Source organism: Acinetobacter sp. Brlt_5 (assembly GCF_051949055.1).
Lineage (GTDB): Bacteria > Pseudomonadota > Gammaproteobacteria > Pseudomonadales > Moraxellaceae > Acinetobacter > Acinetobacter indicus.
This window is the reverse complement of the sequence record NZ_JAYJLP010000014.1, coordinates 1-14885: the sequence shown is the minus strand read 5'-3', so window position 1 is coordinate 14885 and position 14885 is coordinate 1. Positions and strand designations below refer to the sequence as shown.

The 14885-nt window shown below is 43.7% G+C and carries 17 protein-coding genes; 8 read left to right on the top strand and 9 right to left on the bottom strand.

From position 1 onward, the window contains the following. The first annotated feature begins 65 nt into the window (after positions 1-65). The 3 genes from arsC to VF685_RS10200 all read left to right on the top strand — a co-directional run bounded on the left by arsC (position 66) and on the right by VF685_RS10200 (position 2288). Complete coding sequence (gene arsC, locus VF685_RS10210) at positions 66-494, top strand: arsenate reductase (glutaredoxin) (protein ID WP_163170262.1); 429 nt, start codon at positions 66-68, stop codon at positions 492-494. Positions 495-638: 144 nt separating this feature from the next. Beyond that, positions 639-2030, top strand: coding sequence for a prephenate-dependent tRNA uridine(34) hydroxylase TrhP (trhP, locus tag VF685_RS10205; RefSeq protein ID WP_160242989.1), 1392 nt, complete (start codon positions 639-641; stop codon positions 2028-2030). 3 nt (positions 2031-2033) lie between these two features. Beyond that, positions 2034-2288, top strand: a complete 255-nt coding sequence (locus VF685_RS10200; RefSeq protein WP_005179080.1) for a YfhL family 4Fe-4S dicluster ferredoxin — start codon at positions 2034-2036, stop codon at positions 2286-2288. A gap of 135 nt (positions 2289-2423) precedes the next feature. Here VF685_RS10200 and ahpF read toward each other — a convergent pair whose 3' ends face one another. From ahpF to VF685_RS10165, 7 genes are all read right to left on the bottom strand, one after another. Further along, positions 2424-3989 (bottom strand): alkyl hydroperoxide reductase subunit F, encoded by a 1566-nt coding sequence (ahpF, locus tag VF685_RS10195; protein ID WP_163170263.1) that lies wholly within the window; start codon positions 3987-3989, stop codon positions 2424-2426. A gap of 200 nt (positions 3990-4189) precedes the next feature. Continuing rightward, complete coding sequence (locus VF685_RS10190; protein WP_168400247.1) at positions 4190-5104, bottom strand: hypothetical protein; 915 nt, start codon at positions 5102-5104, stop codon at positions 4190-4192. A gap of 43 nt (positions 5105-5147) precedes the next feature. Next, a complete protein-coding gene (locus VF685_RS10185) occupies positions 5148-6281 on the bottom strand; it encodes a toxic anion resistance protein (RefSeq protein WP_045794839.1) in 1134 nt (377 codons plus the stop codon). 20 nt (positions 6282-6301) lie between these two features. Then, positions 6302-7090, bottom strand: coding sequence for a tellurium resistance protein (locus VF685_RS10180; RefSeq protein WP_104470294.1), 789 nt, complete (start codon positions 7088-7090; stop codon positions 6302-6304). A gap of 231 nt (positions 7091-7321) precedes the next feature. Further along, positions 7322-7726 carry a nucleoside diphosphate kinase regulator gene (rnk, locus tag VF685_RS10175; protein WP_005179090.1) on the bottom strand — a complete coding sequence of 135 codons (405 nt, stop codon included), beginning with the start codon at positions 7724-7726 and terminating at the stop codon, positions 7322-7324. Between the two features lie 166 nt (positions 7727-7892). Further along, positions 7893-9146: a serine hydroxymethyltransferase gene (gene glyA, locus VF685_RS10170; RefSeq protein WP_005179092.1), complete on the bottom strand. Its 1254-nt coding sequence runs from the start codon at positions 9144-9146 to the stop codon at positions 7893-7895. A gap of 175 nt (positions 9147-9321) precedes the next feature. Further along, on the bottom strand, positions 9322-10581 hold the full coding sequence (locus tag VF685_RS10165; RefSeq protein WP_127799574.1) for an alpha/beta hydrolase: 1260 nt from the start codon (positions 10579-10581) through the stop codon (positions 9322-9324). 251 nt (positions 10582-10832) lie between these two features. On the opposite strand from VF685_RS10165, the gene VF685_RS10160 reads away from it, so the two are divergent. The 4 genes from VF685_RS10160 (at position 10833) to VF685_RS10145 (ending at position 13303) form a co-directional block, all read left to right on the top strand. Next, positions 10833-11531: a putative quorum-sensing-regulated virulence factor gene (locus VF685_RS10160; RefSeq protein ID WP_440203627.1), complete on the top strand. Its 699-nt coding sequence runs from the start codon at positions 10833-10835 to the stop codon at positions 11529-11531. Positions 11532-11617: 86 nt separating this feature from the next. Then, positions 11618-12313 carry a hypothetical protein gene (locus VF685_RS10155; RefSeq protein WP_163141623.1) on the top strand — a complete coding sequence of 232 codons (696 nt, stop codon included), beginning with the start codon at positions 11618-11620 and terminating at the stop codon, positions 12311-12313. A gap of 216 nt (positions 12314-12529) precedes the next feature. Further along, complete coding sequence (locus VF685_RS10150; protein ID WP_163141620.1) at positions 12530-12880, top strand: hypothetical protein; 351 nt, start codon at positions 12530-12532, stop codon at positions 12878-12880. 132 nt (positions 12881-13012) lie between these two features. Next, positions 13013-13303 (top strand): hypothetical protein, encoded by a 291-nt coding sequence (locus VF685_RS10145; protein ID WP_005179099.1) that lies wholly within the window; start codon positions 13013-13015, stop codon positions 13301-13303. A gap of 42 nt (positions 13304-13345) precedes the next feature. On the opposite strand, the gene VF685_RS10140 is transcribed toward VF685_RS10145, so the two are convergent. Then, positions 13346-13564: a hypothetical protein gene (locus tag VF685_RS10140; RefSeq protein WP_005179101.1), complete on the bottom strand. Its 219-nt coding sequence runs from the start codon at positions 13562-13564 to the stop codon at positions 13346-13348. Positions 13565-14223: 659 nt separating this feature from the next. Here VF685_RS10140 and VF685_RS10135 point away from each other — a divergent pair. Then, on the top strand, positions 14224-14406 hold the full coding sequence (locus VF685_RS10135) for a hypothetical protein (RefSeq protein WP_005179103.1): 183 nt from the start codon (positions 14224-14226) through the stop codon (positions 14404-14406). A gap of 101 nt (positions 14407-14507) precedes the next feature. On the opposite strand, the gene VF685_RS10130 is transcribed toward VF685_RS10135, so the two are convergent. After that, a complete protein-coding gene (locus tag VF685_RS10130; protein WP_075166960.1) occupies positions 14508-14726 on the bottom strand; it encodes a hypothetical protein in 219 nt (72 codons plus the stop codon). Positions 14727-14885 lie beyond the last annotated feature (159 nt).

Below are 14885 nucleotides of genomic sequence, written 5' to 3'. Positions count from 1 at the left end.
ACTTGCGAATATACGTATATCCATATATAAAAGCAATATCCCTCTTTTACCTGAGTTTTAGCACTATGGCGGCTCCAATTAAAATCTTTCACAATCCTGACTGCGGCACTTCGCGCAACACTTTGGCCTTAATCTGTAATACCGGACAAGAACCTGAAATTATTGAATATTTAAAAAATCCACCAACAGCCGAAGTGCTGGCCGACATGATTCAGCAGGTCGGTTTAAGCGTACGCGAGGCGATCCGTCAAAATGTAACGCCGTATGAAACCCTGCAACTGGCCGAGCGTGATCTGAGCGATGCAGAACTGATTGCTTTAATGGTACAACATCCACTGCTGATTAACCGTCCTTTTGTGGTGACTGAACGCGGCGTTAAACTGTGCCGACCTTCTGAACTGGTACTGGATTTATTGACCCAGCCGCAGCTCAACGCCTTCCGTAAAGAAGATGGTGAACTGGTAATTGATGAGCACGGTCAGCGTGTCAATTAACTTATTTTCCTCTCGCCTGCTGCCGCCTATCCCTCAGCGCTAGCAGGCTGAGTGCCTGATAATCCCGAGTTTTTTACTAGGTTGAATCGAAAAATTTTATCCCTACAATAAAGCCACAATTTTTTTATGCCTTTTTGATTGATCATGCATCTTCATCCTGTTACCGAACTTCTCTCTCCTGCCGGTTCTTTAAAAAATATGCGCTATGCCTTTGCCTATGGAGCAGATGCCGTGTATGCCGGGCAGCCGCGTTATAGTTTGCGTGTCCGGAATAACGAGTTTGATCATGACAATCTGGCTATTGGCATTAAAGAAGCACATGAATTAGGCAAAAAATTCTATGTGGTGGTCAACATCCAGCCGCATAACTCTAAACTGAAAAACTTTATCCGTGATCTTGAGCCAGTCGTGGCCATGCAGCCTGATGCGCTAATCATGTCCGATCCGGGCCTGATTATGATGGTGCGTGAACACTTCCCGCACATGGACATCCACCTGTCGGTACAGGCCAATGCAGTCAACTGGGCCACGGTCAAGTTTTGGAAAAATATGGGCCTGACCCGGGTGATTCTGTCGCGCGAACTGTCCATTGACGAAATTGAAGAAATCAAAACCCAGGTTCCCGATATGGAAATTGAGGTCTTTGTACATGGTGCCCTGTGCATGGCCTATTCCGGCCGCTGCATGCTATCAGGCTATATGAACAAACGCGATGCCAACCAGGGTGCCTGCACCAATGCCTGCCGCTGGGAATACAAAGTGCTGGATGCCGCCGAGGATGAAACCGGTGATGTAATTCCGGTAAAAAATCTGGACGCAGGCTGTTGCTCGCAAGATGCTGATGCGCTCCACATGCAAGCCCAGCACCAGTTTAATGAACCGGTGCTGTTACAACGCAATGAAGAAGATATGTTTGCCGCCGAAGAAGATGAGCACGGCACCTACTTCATGAACTCCAAAGATTTGCGTGCGGTCCAACACGTAGAACGTCTGACCAAAATTGGCGTACATTCACTGAAAATTGAAGGCCGCACCAAATCCTATTTTTACTGCGCCCGTACCGCGCAAATTTACCGTAAAGCGATTGATGATGCTTTAGCCGGCAAACCGTTCGATCCATCCTTGATGACCCAGCTCGAAGGTCTGGCCAATCGCGGTTATACCGAAGGTTTCCTGCGCCGCCATGTGCATAGCGAATATCAAAACTATGAAAATGGCTCATCCAGTTTTGATCATCAGCAATTCTGCGGCGAAGTGCTGGAGCGCAATGGCGACTACATTAAAATTGATGTCAAAAACCGTTTTGTCGTGGGTGATTCTTTAGAACTGATGACCACCAAAGGCAATATCAGCTTTATCCTCACCGAGATCAAAGACAAAAAAGGCAATTCAATTGAGGAAGCCAAAGGCTCTGGTCATATTGTGGAAATTCCGGTCCCGGCTGATGTTGATATGCGCTATGCCCTGCTGATCCGTAATTTACCGAATTCGACTGCTGATATTTCAGCATCCTCCTTGGCCTATCAGGCAGGTTAACTCATGGCGCTGCTGATTACCGATAAATGCATCAATTGTGATATGTGCCTGCCGGAATGTCCGAATGATGCCATTTATGAAGGCGACAAAATCTACGAGATTGATGTCAGCCGCTGCACCGAGTGCGTTGGTTTTTATGATCATCAAACCTGTGTTGCAGTGTGCCCGATTGAATGTATTGTGCCGCATCCTGAACACCGGGAAAGTCCGGAAGAACTGACTGAGAAGTTCAAGCGCTTAAACTTGCTTCACCCTTAAAACTGGGGTACAACAAAAAAAGGAACTGAGCTGTTAGCGATCTCAGTTCCTGTAAAAAAACAATAACTATTTTTTGATATTTTACCGCATATAGGGCCTGGGTATTGGGGAACTCAGGCCCTATTCTAATTCTGCTTACTGTCCTGAACGGATGATGTAATCAAAGGCAGATAAGGATGCTTTTGCGCCTTCACCTGTAGCAATAATAATCTGCTTGTACGGCACTGTAGTACAGTCACCGGCAGCAAATACACCTTTGACGTTGGTTTCGTTGCGCTCGTTAATCACAATCTCACCACGGTTACTTAGCTCAACTTGGGTGTCTTTCAAGAAATCGGTATTTGGTAATAAACCGATCTGTACAAAGATCCCTGCCAGTTCAACCGTATGCTCTTCATCTGTTGCACGGTCTTTGTATTTCAGTGCTGTCACTTGTGAACCATCACCAACCACTTCTGTTGAAAGTGCATTTTTAATCACTGTGGTATTTGGCAAGCTGTTTAGCTTGTCTTGCAATACCTGATCCGCACGTAACTTGGTATCAAACTCTACTAAGGTCACATGCTCAACAATACCGGCCAAGTCAATTGCGGCCTCTACACCGGAGTTACCACCACCAATGACTGCAACACGTTTGCCTTTGAATAAAGGACCATCACAGTGCGGGCAATACGCCACACCACGGGTACGGTATTCTGCTTCACCTGGAACGTTCATCTCTCTCCAGCGAGCACCGGTTGAAAGCACCACAGTTTTCGATTCCAGCTTGGCACCGTTTTCCAAGGTCACTTCAACTAAACCGTTGGCTGTTTCATCTGCACCTTTAATGTCAGATACACGTTGTAGGTTCATGATGTCGACACCGTATTCACGTACGTGTGCTTCCATTTCAGCGGCAAATTTTGGACCTTGGGTTTTCTTGATTGAAGTGAAGTTTTCAATGTCCATGGTGTCCATCACCTGACCGCCAAAACGTTCCGCCACGATACCGGTGTTAATGCCTTTACGTGCTGCATAAATCGCTGCAGTGTTTCCAGCAGGTCCACCACCAATCACCAGTACATCAAAGGCCGCTTTGGCATTCAGCTTTTCTGCTTCTTTGGCTGCAGAGTTAGTATCCAATTTGGCAATGATTTCTTCCAGTGTCATACGACCCTGACCGATGTGGTTACCGTCCTGGAATACCATAGGTACCGCCATGATCTTACGTTCTTCCACTTCATCCTGGAAGAATGCACCATCAATCATGGTGGCAGTAGTGCCGGGGTTGTAAATCGCAATCAGGTTCAATGCCTGCACCACATCTGGACAGTTGTGACAGCTTAACGATACAAACACATCAAAGTCCGATTGGATGCCCAAGTCTTTAATAGAAGCTAATACTTCATCAGACACTTTTGGTGCATAACCTGAAGTTTGTAACAATGCCAGAATCAAAGAAGTGAATTCATGACCCATTGGCAAGCCTGCGAAGAATACACGTGGCTGTTCACCGGCTTTGGCGACACCAAAGCTTGGTGCACGTTTGTTGTTGCCATCGAAGCGTGCAGTCACCTGATCAGACAGGGCGGCAATTTCAGTTACCAGTTCTTTGATTTTGTCTGATTTGTCAGAGCTATCTAAAGTGGCCACTAATTCGATTGGACCTTCAAGGCGTTCTAATAAGGCTTTTAATTGGGCTGTAGTATTTTGATCTAACATTGCTAACGTCTCCTAAGGAGTCAAATTTTTCAATACTGCTATCATAGGCCAAATTTGAAAATAGATAAAACAGTTTGTTTTTATATTAATGATCGTTTTTATAAATCATTATCTTTTATGGATAGATTAATCTAAATTGTAACAACACGATAAAAATCATCTACCAGAAAAAGACTCCCACAGGAGCCTCATCATCAGCATTAAAAAATCCGCTGCTCAATTCTTAATGCTCGCTTTTTAAAACTCTGTGCCAACACAAAGAAAATCAGGCTGAAAATGGCTGACACAATCGCCGCTGCAATCACCAGAATCTGTACAAACTGGCTTAAACGCTCAGCTTGAACCACCTGTTTATTCACGCTTTCTGCCATTGGGGTCAGGGTTTTGCCATAGACCTGTTGCTGCATTGACCAGAGCTGTTCCGGTTTAAAGCCATATTGAATAAAGTCCGGATTCTGCTGCTCGGCTTTCACCAGATTCAACACATGCGGAATAGCTGCGGCTTTATCCGGTGGTTGATGCAACAAAGCGGTTTGCGCCAGCAAATAGGATTTGACTGGTGTATCCAGCGGTGCATCTGCCAGATAACGCGCTAGCTCACTTTCTGCCAGCTGCTTGTCGTAATAGACAATTTTTTGCTGCGCATCATAGTCATCATTTTTCAGGTCATATTGCAGATAGGTCAGACCTGACCACAGCATGATAAAGGCAATTAACCAGCCGACAAACTTCAGGATAAAGGACTGAAAGCGCACATAGAAAAAGCGGATTTTCTTGAGAAAATGCACCACAAAAAAGGCGCCAATAAACGACAGCAATAATTTCAGAAACAGCCAGCCAAACCAGGACAACAGCCCCAGAAAATAATCCGGTTGCTGCTCTAAAATCGCCAGGTTTGCATCAACACTTAAAGGAATGTGCAGCTGTTCAACCTGCGTGGTCAGGCCAAAAAAGCCATAGACAAAATCTTGCTGTACAAAAAAAGCAATGATGGAGGCAATGAACACCGTGCTGGAAGTTATACCCAGCAACATCAGATTGCGCTGACGCTTTTTCAGCGCCAGCACACCGCTATTGATGTGCTCGGTCGGTACCGCATAATCATCTAAGGGCAATGTATTCTCCTTACGTTTGCAATACTCCCGAGCCAGCGTTTACTCAGGAAGGATTGGAACCGCTCGAACTTGATTCAAGCACCAGATGATTCAGGTTATCTTGCAGCACACGTAAACGCGTGGTTGCTTCGGCACGCTTTTGCATTCCCTCTTTTTGCACCTGAATCACATCATTGACTGTTTTAATGAGGGTGTTTTGCACATGTTCAAGCGTTTCAATATCAATCACTGAACGCTGGTTGGCTTTGGCGGTATCGACCGAGTTCTGATGCAGCAGGTCGGCATTACGGCGTAGCAGCTCATTGGTGGCATCATCAATACTGTTGGCCAGCTGCACACTGTTCTTTTGCTCATTTAAGGAAATTGCCAGACTAATCTGGTTTTTCCAGGCCGGTAAGGTAATGTTTTTAATCGCATAAAACTTGTCGACCAGCATCAGGTTATTGGACTGGATAATCCGGATCATCGGCAAGGTCTGCATGGCCGATTGCTGCAACACCTGTAAATCACTGACGCGTTTTTCCAGATTATTGGCCAGATGATTTAGATCATAAACTTTCTGGGTGGTACTCTGGTCCTGCTCCTGCGTGGTTAACTGGCCAATCTGCTGCTGGATTTCCTGCTGCTTGAGCTGGCCAGCGGCAATATAAATCCCCAGCTGTTTATATTCTTCCTGCACGCCTTCAAACATTTTATCCAGGGTATCGACACGGGTTTTTAAGCCGTTTTGCGAGGTTTCAATTTCCTTGACCAGTACATCAATCTGTTCTTTGGTGCTGTTAAAGTGCTGGTCAAAATTCTGCTTGGCACCTTTAAACTTGCTGATCAGGCTGCCAAAAAAACCGGAGCTTTTCGATTTGTTGAGAATACTGCTGGTATTTAACTGCTGCGCCACCTGTACCACCTGATTCAGCTTTTGCCCGGTCGCATCCAGATCTTTATTCTGCACCAGATGAAGCAGTTCATCAGTATAAGTCGAAGTTTTGGTGGCAATATTTTTCCCATATTCCGCCACCGAATTATGGCTTAAGTCGGCCAGTTCTTTACGCGCGGCCATGACCTCATTGAAATCGGATGGCTGCAAGCCAATTTCCTGTAAATTGAGCGCCTGGAATTTCTGCTGATTTTCTTCGGTTGTGGCTTCCACCACGGCATTTACCTGTTCAGGATGGGTCATACGTCACCTTATATTTGATTCTATTTAGAGCTGTTTTCGAGTGATTTTTTTAGCGTTTTAATCAGATTTTCCCGACTATTATCAAGCTTTTCCAGCTCACTTGTCGAGCTGCTTTGCTGACTTTGTTTGACATGATATTGCCAGGCCGGAATCAGCACCTGCTGCGCTTCCTTAAACCGGTCCAACAAGGTAAATGACAGCTGCTGGCTCAGCTGCATCTGGGTAATGGCAATATCATTACTCGCCTGCAGTGTGCGCAGTGTATTTATTTTTTTAGATAATCGTTCCGAGAAGTTATCTAAAGGATGTTGATGTTTCACAAAACTTGGATATTCAGTCAAAAATTCTTCAGCGGCGACAATATGCTGCGCCATCTGCTCTCTTAAGCCACGTAACTGCTGAAAACGCGCTTGAGATTTCTGAATTTCGATCTGTAATTTCTGGCTTAAATGATTGGCCTGATCGAGTAAGCGGTCCAGCTTTTTATAATATTCCACCTGACTGGAACCATATTCCAGATCAATCCCCAGCCATTTTTGCAGCGCATTAAATTTGCGTTTTTTCAGATATTTTTTGGAATCCGCCAGCATGCGAATTAGTTCTTCAATGGTTTGACTGAGCTGCTGGGTCATGTGCGGATCAATCCCGTTTAACAGCACTGCCTGCGACTGAATAAGGGCATCGGCATAATGATTTAATTTGTACTGGTCATTTAATACCGGCACCAGCTCATGACGCTTGATCGAGAGAATGGTATCCCGGTTCAGCTCCAGCTCTGTTAATGGTTCTAACACATCTATTTGCGGCATAACATCATCAGCTTGATCAAATCATTTTTTATACTAAGACTTTTATATAAAGCAAGCTGTAGCTTTTTGCAAATGCAGTAAAAGCGGAATATTTAAAATTAACAATATTTTACTGATCAATGACAGAGAGTGAATCCTCTCCTTTTCGCGCATACTTATCAAATTTTTAAGCCAAACTGCAAAGACACAAAAGCCCTCAACTGAGGGCTTTAATTTTTCACGCAGCGGAGATTATAAATAATCACCTTCACGTTCCGGCTGATACAACACTTTATCAATACGGACTTTCATAATATGACCATCCGGTTGTGGCCATTCAATTTCCTGCCCTTCAGCCAGCCCTAAAATAGCCGCCCCGACAGGTGCCAGTACATTGACCTGGCCTTTATCGCCACGGAAGTCATGCGGATACACCAGCGTAATTTCGGTTGGTTCCGGGAAAGGTGCGATGGTCACCAGCACGCGGGCATTCATGGTCACCACATTGCTTGGCACATCTTGCGGTGCAACCACTTCGGCACGCGCCAGCTCATCTTCCAGATGTTCCATGGTCGGGGTAAGTTTAGACTGATGTTCAAGCATGGTTTCTAAACGGTGCAAGTCTTGTTCAGACAAAATAATTGTCGGTTTATCCATTCTTTGTTCCTTTATCATTATCAGCCAAAAAATAAAAATAATTGATCTATTTCACAAGTGCTATGCAACTGTTATAGCAGAATTTAATCCGGCTGAATAATTGCAATTTGTTTTTTAGCACCTATAAAAAAAGCTCCCTTGAGGGAGCTTTTTCTCAAGTGCGGGCTTATTTCGCGTAAACCGGGAATTTCGCGCAAACAGCTTCAACTTTTGCTTTGACATCAGCAATTACAGCTTCATCCCCTTTGCTGTCCAGGATGTCAGCGATCCAGCCAGCCAGTTCACGTACTTCAGCTTCGCCGAAACCACGTGTGGTTACTGCTGGTGTACCAATACGGATACCAGAAGTGACGAATGGAGAACGTGGATCGTTTGGTACAGAGTTTTTGTTCACAGTGATGTGAGCAGCACCTAACCAAGCATCCGCATCTTTACCGGTGATGTCCTGTTTAATTAAAGATAACAGGAACAAGTGGTTTTTCGTACCGCCAGATACCACATCGTAACCGCGTTCGATTAACACTTCAGCCATCGCTTGTGCGTTTTTCACAACTTGTTGTTGATAGGCTTTGTATTCAGGCGCCATTGCTTCTTTAAAGCAGATTGCTTTTGCAGCAATCGCGTGAACCAGTGGACCACCCTGGTTGCCTGGGAACACAGCAGATTGTAATTTCTTCTCGATTTCTTCGTTAGCTTTAGCCAGGATTAAACCAGAACGTGGACCACGTAGTGTTTTGTGGGTAGTGGTTGTAGTAACGTCAGCAATTTGTACCGGGTTCGGGTAAACGCCTGCAGCAACCAGACCAGCCACGTGTGCCATATCCACAAACAGGTAAGCGCCTACTTTGTCCGCGATGTCACGGAAACGCTGCCAATCTACGATTTGGCTGTATGCAGAGAAACCAGCAACGATCATGCGTGGTTTGTGTTCTAAAGCCAGACGTTCAACTTCTTCATAGTCAATTTCGCCAGTTTCAGGGTTTAAACCGTACTGAACCGCGTTATATGTTTTACCAGAGAAGCTAACTTTTGCACCGTGAGTCAAGTGACCACCGTGAGCCAGGCTCATACCCAAAACCGTGTCGCCCGGGTTCAGTAATGCCAGGTAAACTGCAGAGTTTGCTTGAGAACCTGCGTGTGGCTGAACGTTAGCATAGTCAGCACCAAAGAGTTCTTTAGCACGGTCAATAGCCAATTGTTCAATAACGTCTACATATTCACAACCGCCGTAATAGCGTTTGCCTGGGTAGCCTTCTGCATATTTATTGGTCAGTTTTGAACCTTGAGCTTCCATTACTGCAGGTGAGCAATAGTTTTCTGAAGCGATTAGCTCAATATGTGCTTCTTGACGCGCATCTTCATTAGAGATTGCTTGAGCTAAATCTGGATCAAAGTCAGCAATAGAGATATTGGCAAACATTAGCGAGGTCCTATTCATGTAGGGCTTTTAAGCCGTGCTAAGATTGGCGCATATTGTAACATGAACTTTATATTTTTTACCCATCAACTTTAATCAGTTTTGCATAAAAATAGCCCATGTTTTTATAAAAACATGAGCTATATCATTAATTCTATCTTTACCGGAATTGAAAAAATTATTGGGTAGGCATGATCGATTTCACATCCGCCACAATCTCATCCCAATTATCGACATATACAGAGCCATGATCCCATTTCTGATCTATAGGTAAATCCTGATCGGTGACATAATGAATTCTGGTTCCCTGCTGGCGTGCAGACTGCACCAGAAAATCAGTGACCTGTTTTGGAATGGTCGGGTCGGCAGAGCCTTGATAAATAAACACAGGCGTTGAAATCTTAACGGTTAATGGCTGTGATTCCTGAGTCAGGAAATCTTTAATTTCAGGAACCGTAGTCATAAAGTCGGTCTGAGTACGTGGATAAGCGGCCAAGTTGCCATAGGTTTGTGCATACTTCACCATTTCTCCACCAAATGCTGCGCCAAGATCGGCATTACACAGCGACTCAGCTTCTGCCGCGAGCAGGTCTGTCGGGTTCTTGAACACTTCAGAGTATTGCAGGGTTGGATGACTATTTCTAAGACCTGCCGTAATTAATGCAGTGAAAGTATCTAATGGAGCCAGAATCTGTATTTTTTTGCTCAGATCCGGTTCTACTGCTGCCTGCTGTTCTCCACCGCTAAGAATCATGCTCAGGGAAGATGCCGGCGCTATGGCTACCGCACCTTTATAATTTAATTGCGCCCGGGATGCATATTGCGCTGCACCTAAAGCCGCCTGTCCACCTTGGGAATGACCGACCACGGTCCAGCGTGTTTCAGTGCTATTGTTAAAATGTTGATGTGCCGCCACAACCGCATCGGTAATGGAGTAAGCCTGACTTTTTAAATTCAAGAACGGATGCAGCTCTTGTCCACTCGGTTCGCCCAGCCCTTCATAATCTGGAGCGACCACGGCATAACCTTCAGCCAGCAGGCGCGCAATAAAATATTCATTGCCTTTCAGGCCCTGACGGCTTGGTGCACAAATATCGGCGACGCCCGTGGTGCCATGTGCCCAGACCACAATGGGCCATCCACCAGCCGGTTTAGGCTGATTGGGTTCAAACAGCAAGGCCGTAGCTTGTGTTTCCTGCCCATTCACTCCTAGCATTTTATACGTCATCAAGGTTTGTGAAGCACTAACCGACTGTAAGACCATATTCGCATTGGAATCCTGGTCTAAATAAAGTTCAGCTTTTACTACTGGCTGGCTAATATTATGCTTCGGAATACCATCATCAATGATGACTGCGCTGTTGTCATTGTCATCATTACATGCCGTTAAAAATAAACTGCTGCTGGCCAACGCCACGCTAAGCCATATTTTTCTCATCTGATTATCCTTATACAGGTATTATTCTAAAGTTGCGTCCTTCGCAATTTTCACTTTTACGCTGTTTGCTGCGCTCAGGCAATATCAGTGCAATTAATATATAAGTGTATTGTATTAAAATAGAGTCACTTATCTTTAAAATAGATAAGCTGAACGGCCCACAAATGCCGATTATTCGCCCGACAGCCCTGTAACTTTCAACATGATAGTGTTAGATTGCTTTTTAAATCCCTTAACAAGCGAATGAGCACATGCACGCGATTATTCTCGACACTGAAACCCATACCCTGAATGGTTATCCGATCGAAGTTGCCTATGCGCCCATTCAATTACAACAGGGCAAAATCAGCCTGGATAAATCGCAAATTTTTGACCAGTTTTATCAGGTCGATGAACCGATTTCCTATGCCGCGATGGCCGTGCATCATATTCTGGAATCCGACCTGATTGATCAGCCGCATTACACCAGCTTCTGCCTACCTGAAGAAACGCTGTATATCATTGGTCACAATATTGATTATGACATTCGCGCTATTCAAAAATGCGGTGTTGATACTTCTCATATTAAGGCGATTTGTACCCTTGCTCTGGCGCGTCTGGTCTGGCCCGATGTTGAAGCACACAACATTTCTGCCTTAATTTACATGATTAGCAAAGGCAGCGAAAAAGCCCGCGATATGATTAAAAAAGCCCATCGGGCCGATATGGATATTATTCTGACCGCCAATATCCTGATGCATATTGTGCATCATCTGCAAATTGACAGTATTGAAGCCTTATATGCTGCATCTGAAGACGCCCGTATTCCACGCGTCATGAGTTTTGGTAAGCATCGTGGTACGGCCATTGCCGATTTACCAAATGATTATATCCAATGGTTGCTGCGTCAGGATGAAATTGACCCTTATTTAAGAAAAGCCCTTGAGAACGCCAACATCGTCACACTCTAAGCCCAACAATGTCATAAACCCTTCATATTAGTGTAATTTTCATTCTTTATAGTCAGCCTTAATTTATTTGGGGAATAAATTAAGGCATGATTCATTATCATAAAACACAGTTGGGCATTGACGCCCTGCAACAACGCCAGCTGCAATTGAATGCACGTCAACGCCGTCTTCTGGTGCTAATTGGAACCGAAGATTTCGAGCAATTGGGCGACCAGTTTAAACAGCGTATTGCTACGCCAGAATTAATTGAACAATTGCTGGAGATGGGTTTAATCAGCTCTGCTGCGACCGAGCCAGCCGAAGCAGAAATTTTGGTGCCAGCTCAAGCCGAACCGCAAAGTGAAGCAGCCTCTACCCTACGTTCAGAAATTAAAACCACCTTAAATACGCCGGTACCAAAACTGGTGGAAAAATGGGTCGAACATATTATTGCCCCGTCTTCAGCGGCCAAAGTGGCTGAAGCCGAACCCGCCGCGATTGCTCCAGAAATTCCGGTCCTGGAAATTGAAGTACCACCAGAAGTGGAGCCAGAGCCAGAACCGCTGGTTGCCTTGAGCTTTGAAGACACCAAGCAATTAATGGCCAGCTTGTTGCAGCGTTATTGTGGCCTAATGGCCAAGCAGCTTATTCTCTGCATTCAGGCTGCACCGGATATTCGTAGCCTGAAACTGTGCCAAATGCAGTGGATCACCGAATTACAGGAATCGCGTTTGCCACCAAAAGAACTGAACCATGCTTTACAGCAAATTAACTTTTCGCTGCAAAGCCTGCAAAGCACCTGAAGATTCATATAATTTTGCTTCGCTTTAAGTCTTTTTTCATCTAAGAATTTTCTTTATATACGCTAAAAACCTTTATAAATAGCGGTTATTGTTCATCTTTTAGAAAAATAATTAAAAATAAGCAATCCTTTCTTAAAACACTAAGACTTAAGACCAATAGTGAGATTGGCCACAGCACGGCATAACAACAGCTCTGTATTCTGTTGGGAATGAAGCATGTCTGCCCTGCACTACCTGCAATTTGAACCCTTTGATAATCCGATGCAACTCAGCAAAGTTGGTAACTGGGTCATCACCTTTTTAAGTCCTAAAGACGAACTCAAGCAGATTCAGCTGGCCATTACCCATGTCATTCCACGTCAGGTTTCCGCACAGTTACAGCCCCGCCGTATCATCATTCACAACACCGAACATGAACAGCGCTGGCTGATTCAGGCGATTGAATGCTTCGACAGCACTCGCAATCAGGAAATCATCCTGAACGCCGCAGATGAAACCGCCCAACAGATGCTGCGCAATATTTTGCAGGAGTTCCATAAATACGATGTTGATGTCGGCCTGATTTAAAGCGGTTAGAGTAAAATCATCACCTGTTTTGAAGTCCTTGAAGATCAAGCATCACTTTTTACAACTTTATGCATGCAAAATGGGCACAAGTCTTTTAGAATCAGGTCACTTATAAATAAAGAGTAAAGACGTATGAGTCGGCATATCCCTAAGTCTGCGAACCTCACCGCCTTAACCATTTCTCATTTTTATCCGAGCTTGGATCAATGTTTGCATGCCTTGTTTCATTATCATCAAGGCCCACAATTAACGCTTAAAAATGATCCGGTATCTTCGCAGCATGTCTGTGTACAACAACGTACACAAGGTCGTTTGAAAAAAGAAATCCGCTTAAATAAAACAGAAGTTGAGCAGGCCAATAAAAATCGTCTGGCGCTTTATCAACTGTTGGCGCATGTGCTGAATCAGTTTGAAACCGCTTAGGCCAGCTTAAAACAAGAAACTTAGCAAATGCTAAGTTTCTTTCTATTCAATAATTTTATAAATATTATTGCTCTTCTGGCTTTCAAAAAATAATTCAATACTTGGCAGGATAATTTCATCCTCGACAATAATATGGTCAATTTTCTTAAATAACGGCAATTCAGCTGTTTTGGCATTTTCAGCAATCTGACGCAGCTGTGCTTTGGCATCATAACGGTGCTGATACTGATCTTCTACTTTAATATCAATTAATTGGCTCATGATTATTTCCTCTTATCATTGGTTTTCTTGAAGACAATTTGTTATAGCATAGCTGATTCAAGTTTGACTAAACAGAGTTGTTAATTTGTTTGACAATGTTAATTCTATGCTTTATTAGGTCATTATAATTAAAAATAAGTGATTGATTTTTATGGTTTAACATTTTATCCGATTTTTCTTATTCTTAACAATTTGCTCAATGTGACGCTCAATTCATCGTTATTTTAAGCAAGAAAAAGCTCGCATTGCTGCGAGCTTTTTTATGTTGGAAGGCTAGTGCTAGATCTATTGTTTGAACCGGAGTTACAAACTCAACAAGCTGTCATTGATCCGTCCAACTACATCGTAGCGTCTTTGTTTTGCGACCTACTGTAGGTTCACTATAGTCCCCTTCGCTTCAGCTTGGCAAGCCTTCTAACATTTCTCAGCATTTGTATAGTAAAAAGACTATTGAACAAAACTCAATCAGACTTATTATATTGCTGTCGTGAAATTCAGCCTTATTTTTTTCATCGCATCTGTTCTCATTTTCACCCTGCTCTATCGCTAGATTGATAGCAAACAATCGCCGGCAACAGAATGAAACATAAGTCTTTTTCTAAATTCTGCGTTATCCGTTATAGTGAACTTGAGACATTAAATTAAAAGAGGAATTGAAGATGCAAAAATTTATTATTCTGTTTGCATTCTGCCTGTTTGCAGTTTTAGGTCTAGGTTTTATCGTGTATCAATTCTTGAGCAACATGCCAAGCGTCGAGTACTGGATTATGCTGTTAATTCCAGCCTTCGCAGTTCCTATTTTAACGGCCCTGATTGTGTATCAGGAACCGAATCATCCATAATGAATAAGCTAGATACGACTCATTGATCCCCTATTTATCAAAAGGACGCTCAATTCAGCGTCCTTTTTTCTTTGACTATTTTTCTTGGATTATGTCTAGCTTTACTTAAGTTGCACCGGATCTTCGCTGGTCGATTCAATGATGTAATCAATATTTTCAACCAGGTCTTTATTAAACAGCCTGACTTTTGCCCGCGCATTGGCATATTCAAAAAACAGACCCTCTGCAATTGCTTTTTCACGCGATTCTGTCATGCCAATTTCATGATCATTCGGCACAAAATAGACTTCTTCAGGAATTAATTTAACGATATAACCCATTGTTCTGACTCTTATGGTGTTTTAATAATTTACCCTGCGACATTTATAGGCTGAAAAATCGCTTCCGGCTATGGCGAATTCATCCGACAGTTATGCTTATTTTTGATATGCCATCTCAATGCCAGTCATATAAAGAAAAAATATTTTAAAATCATATAG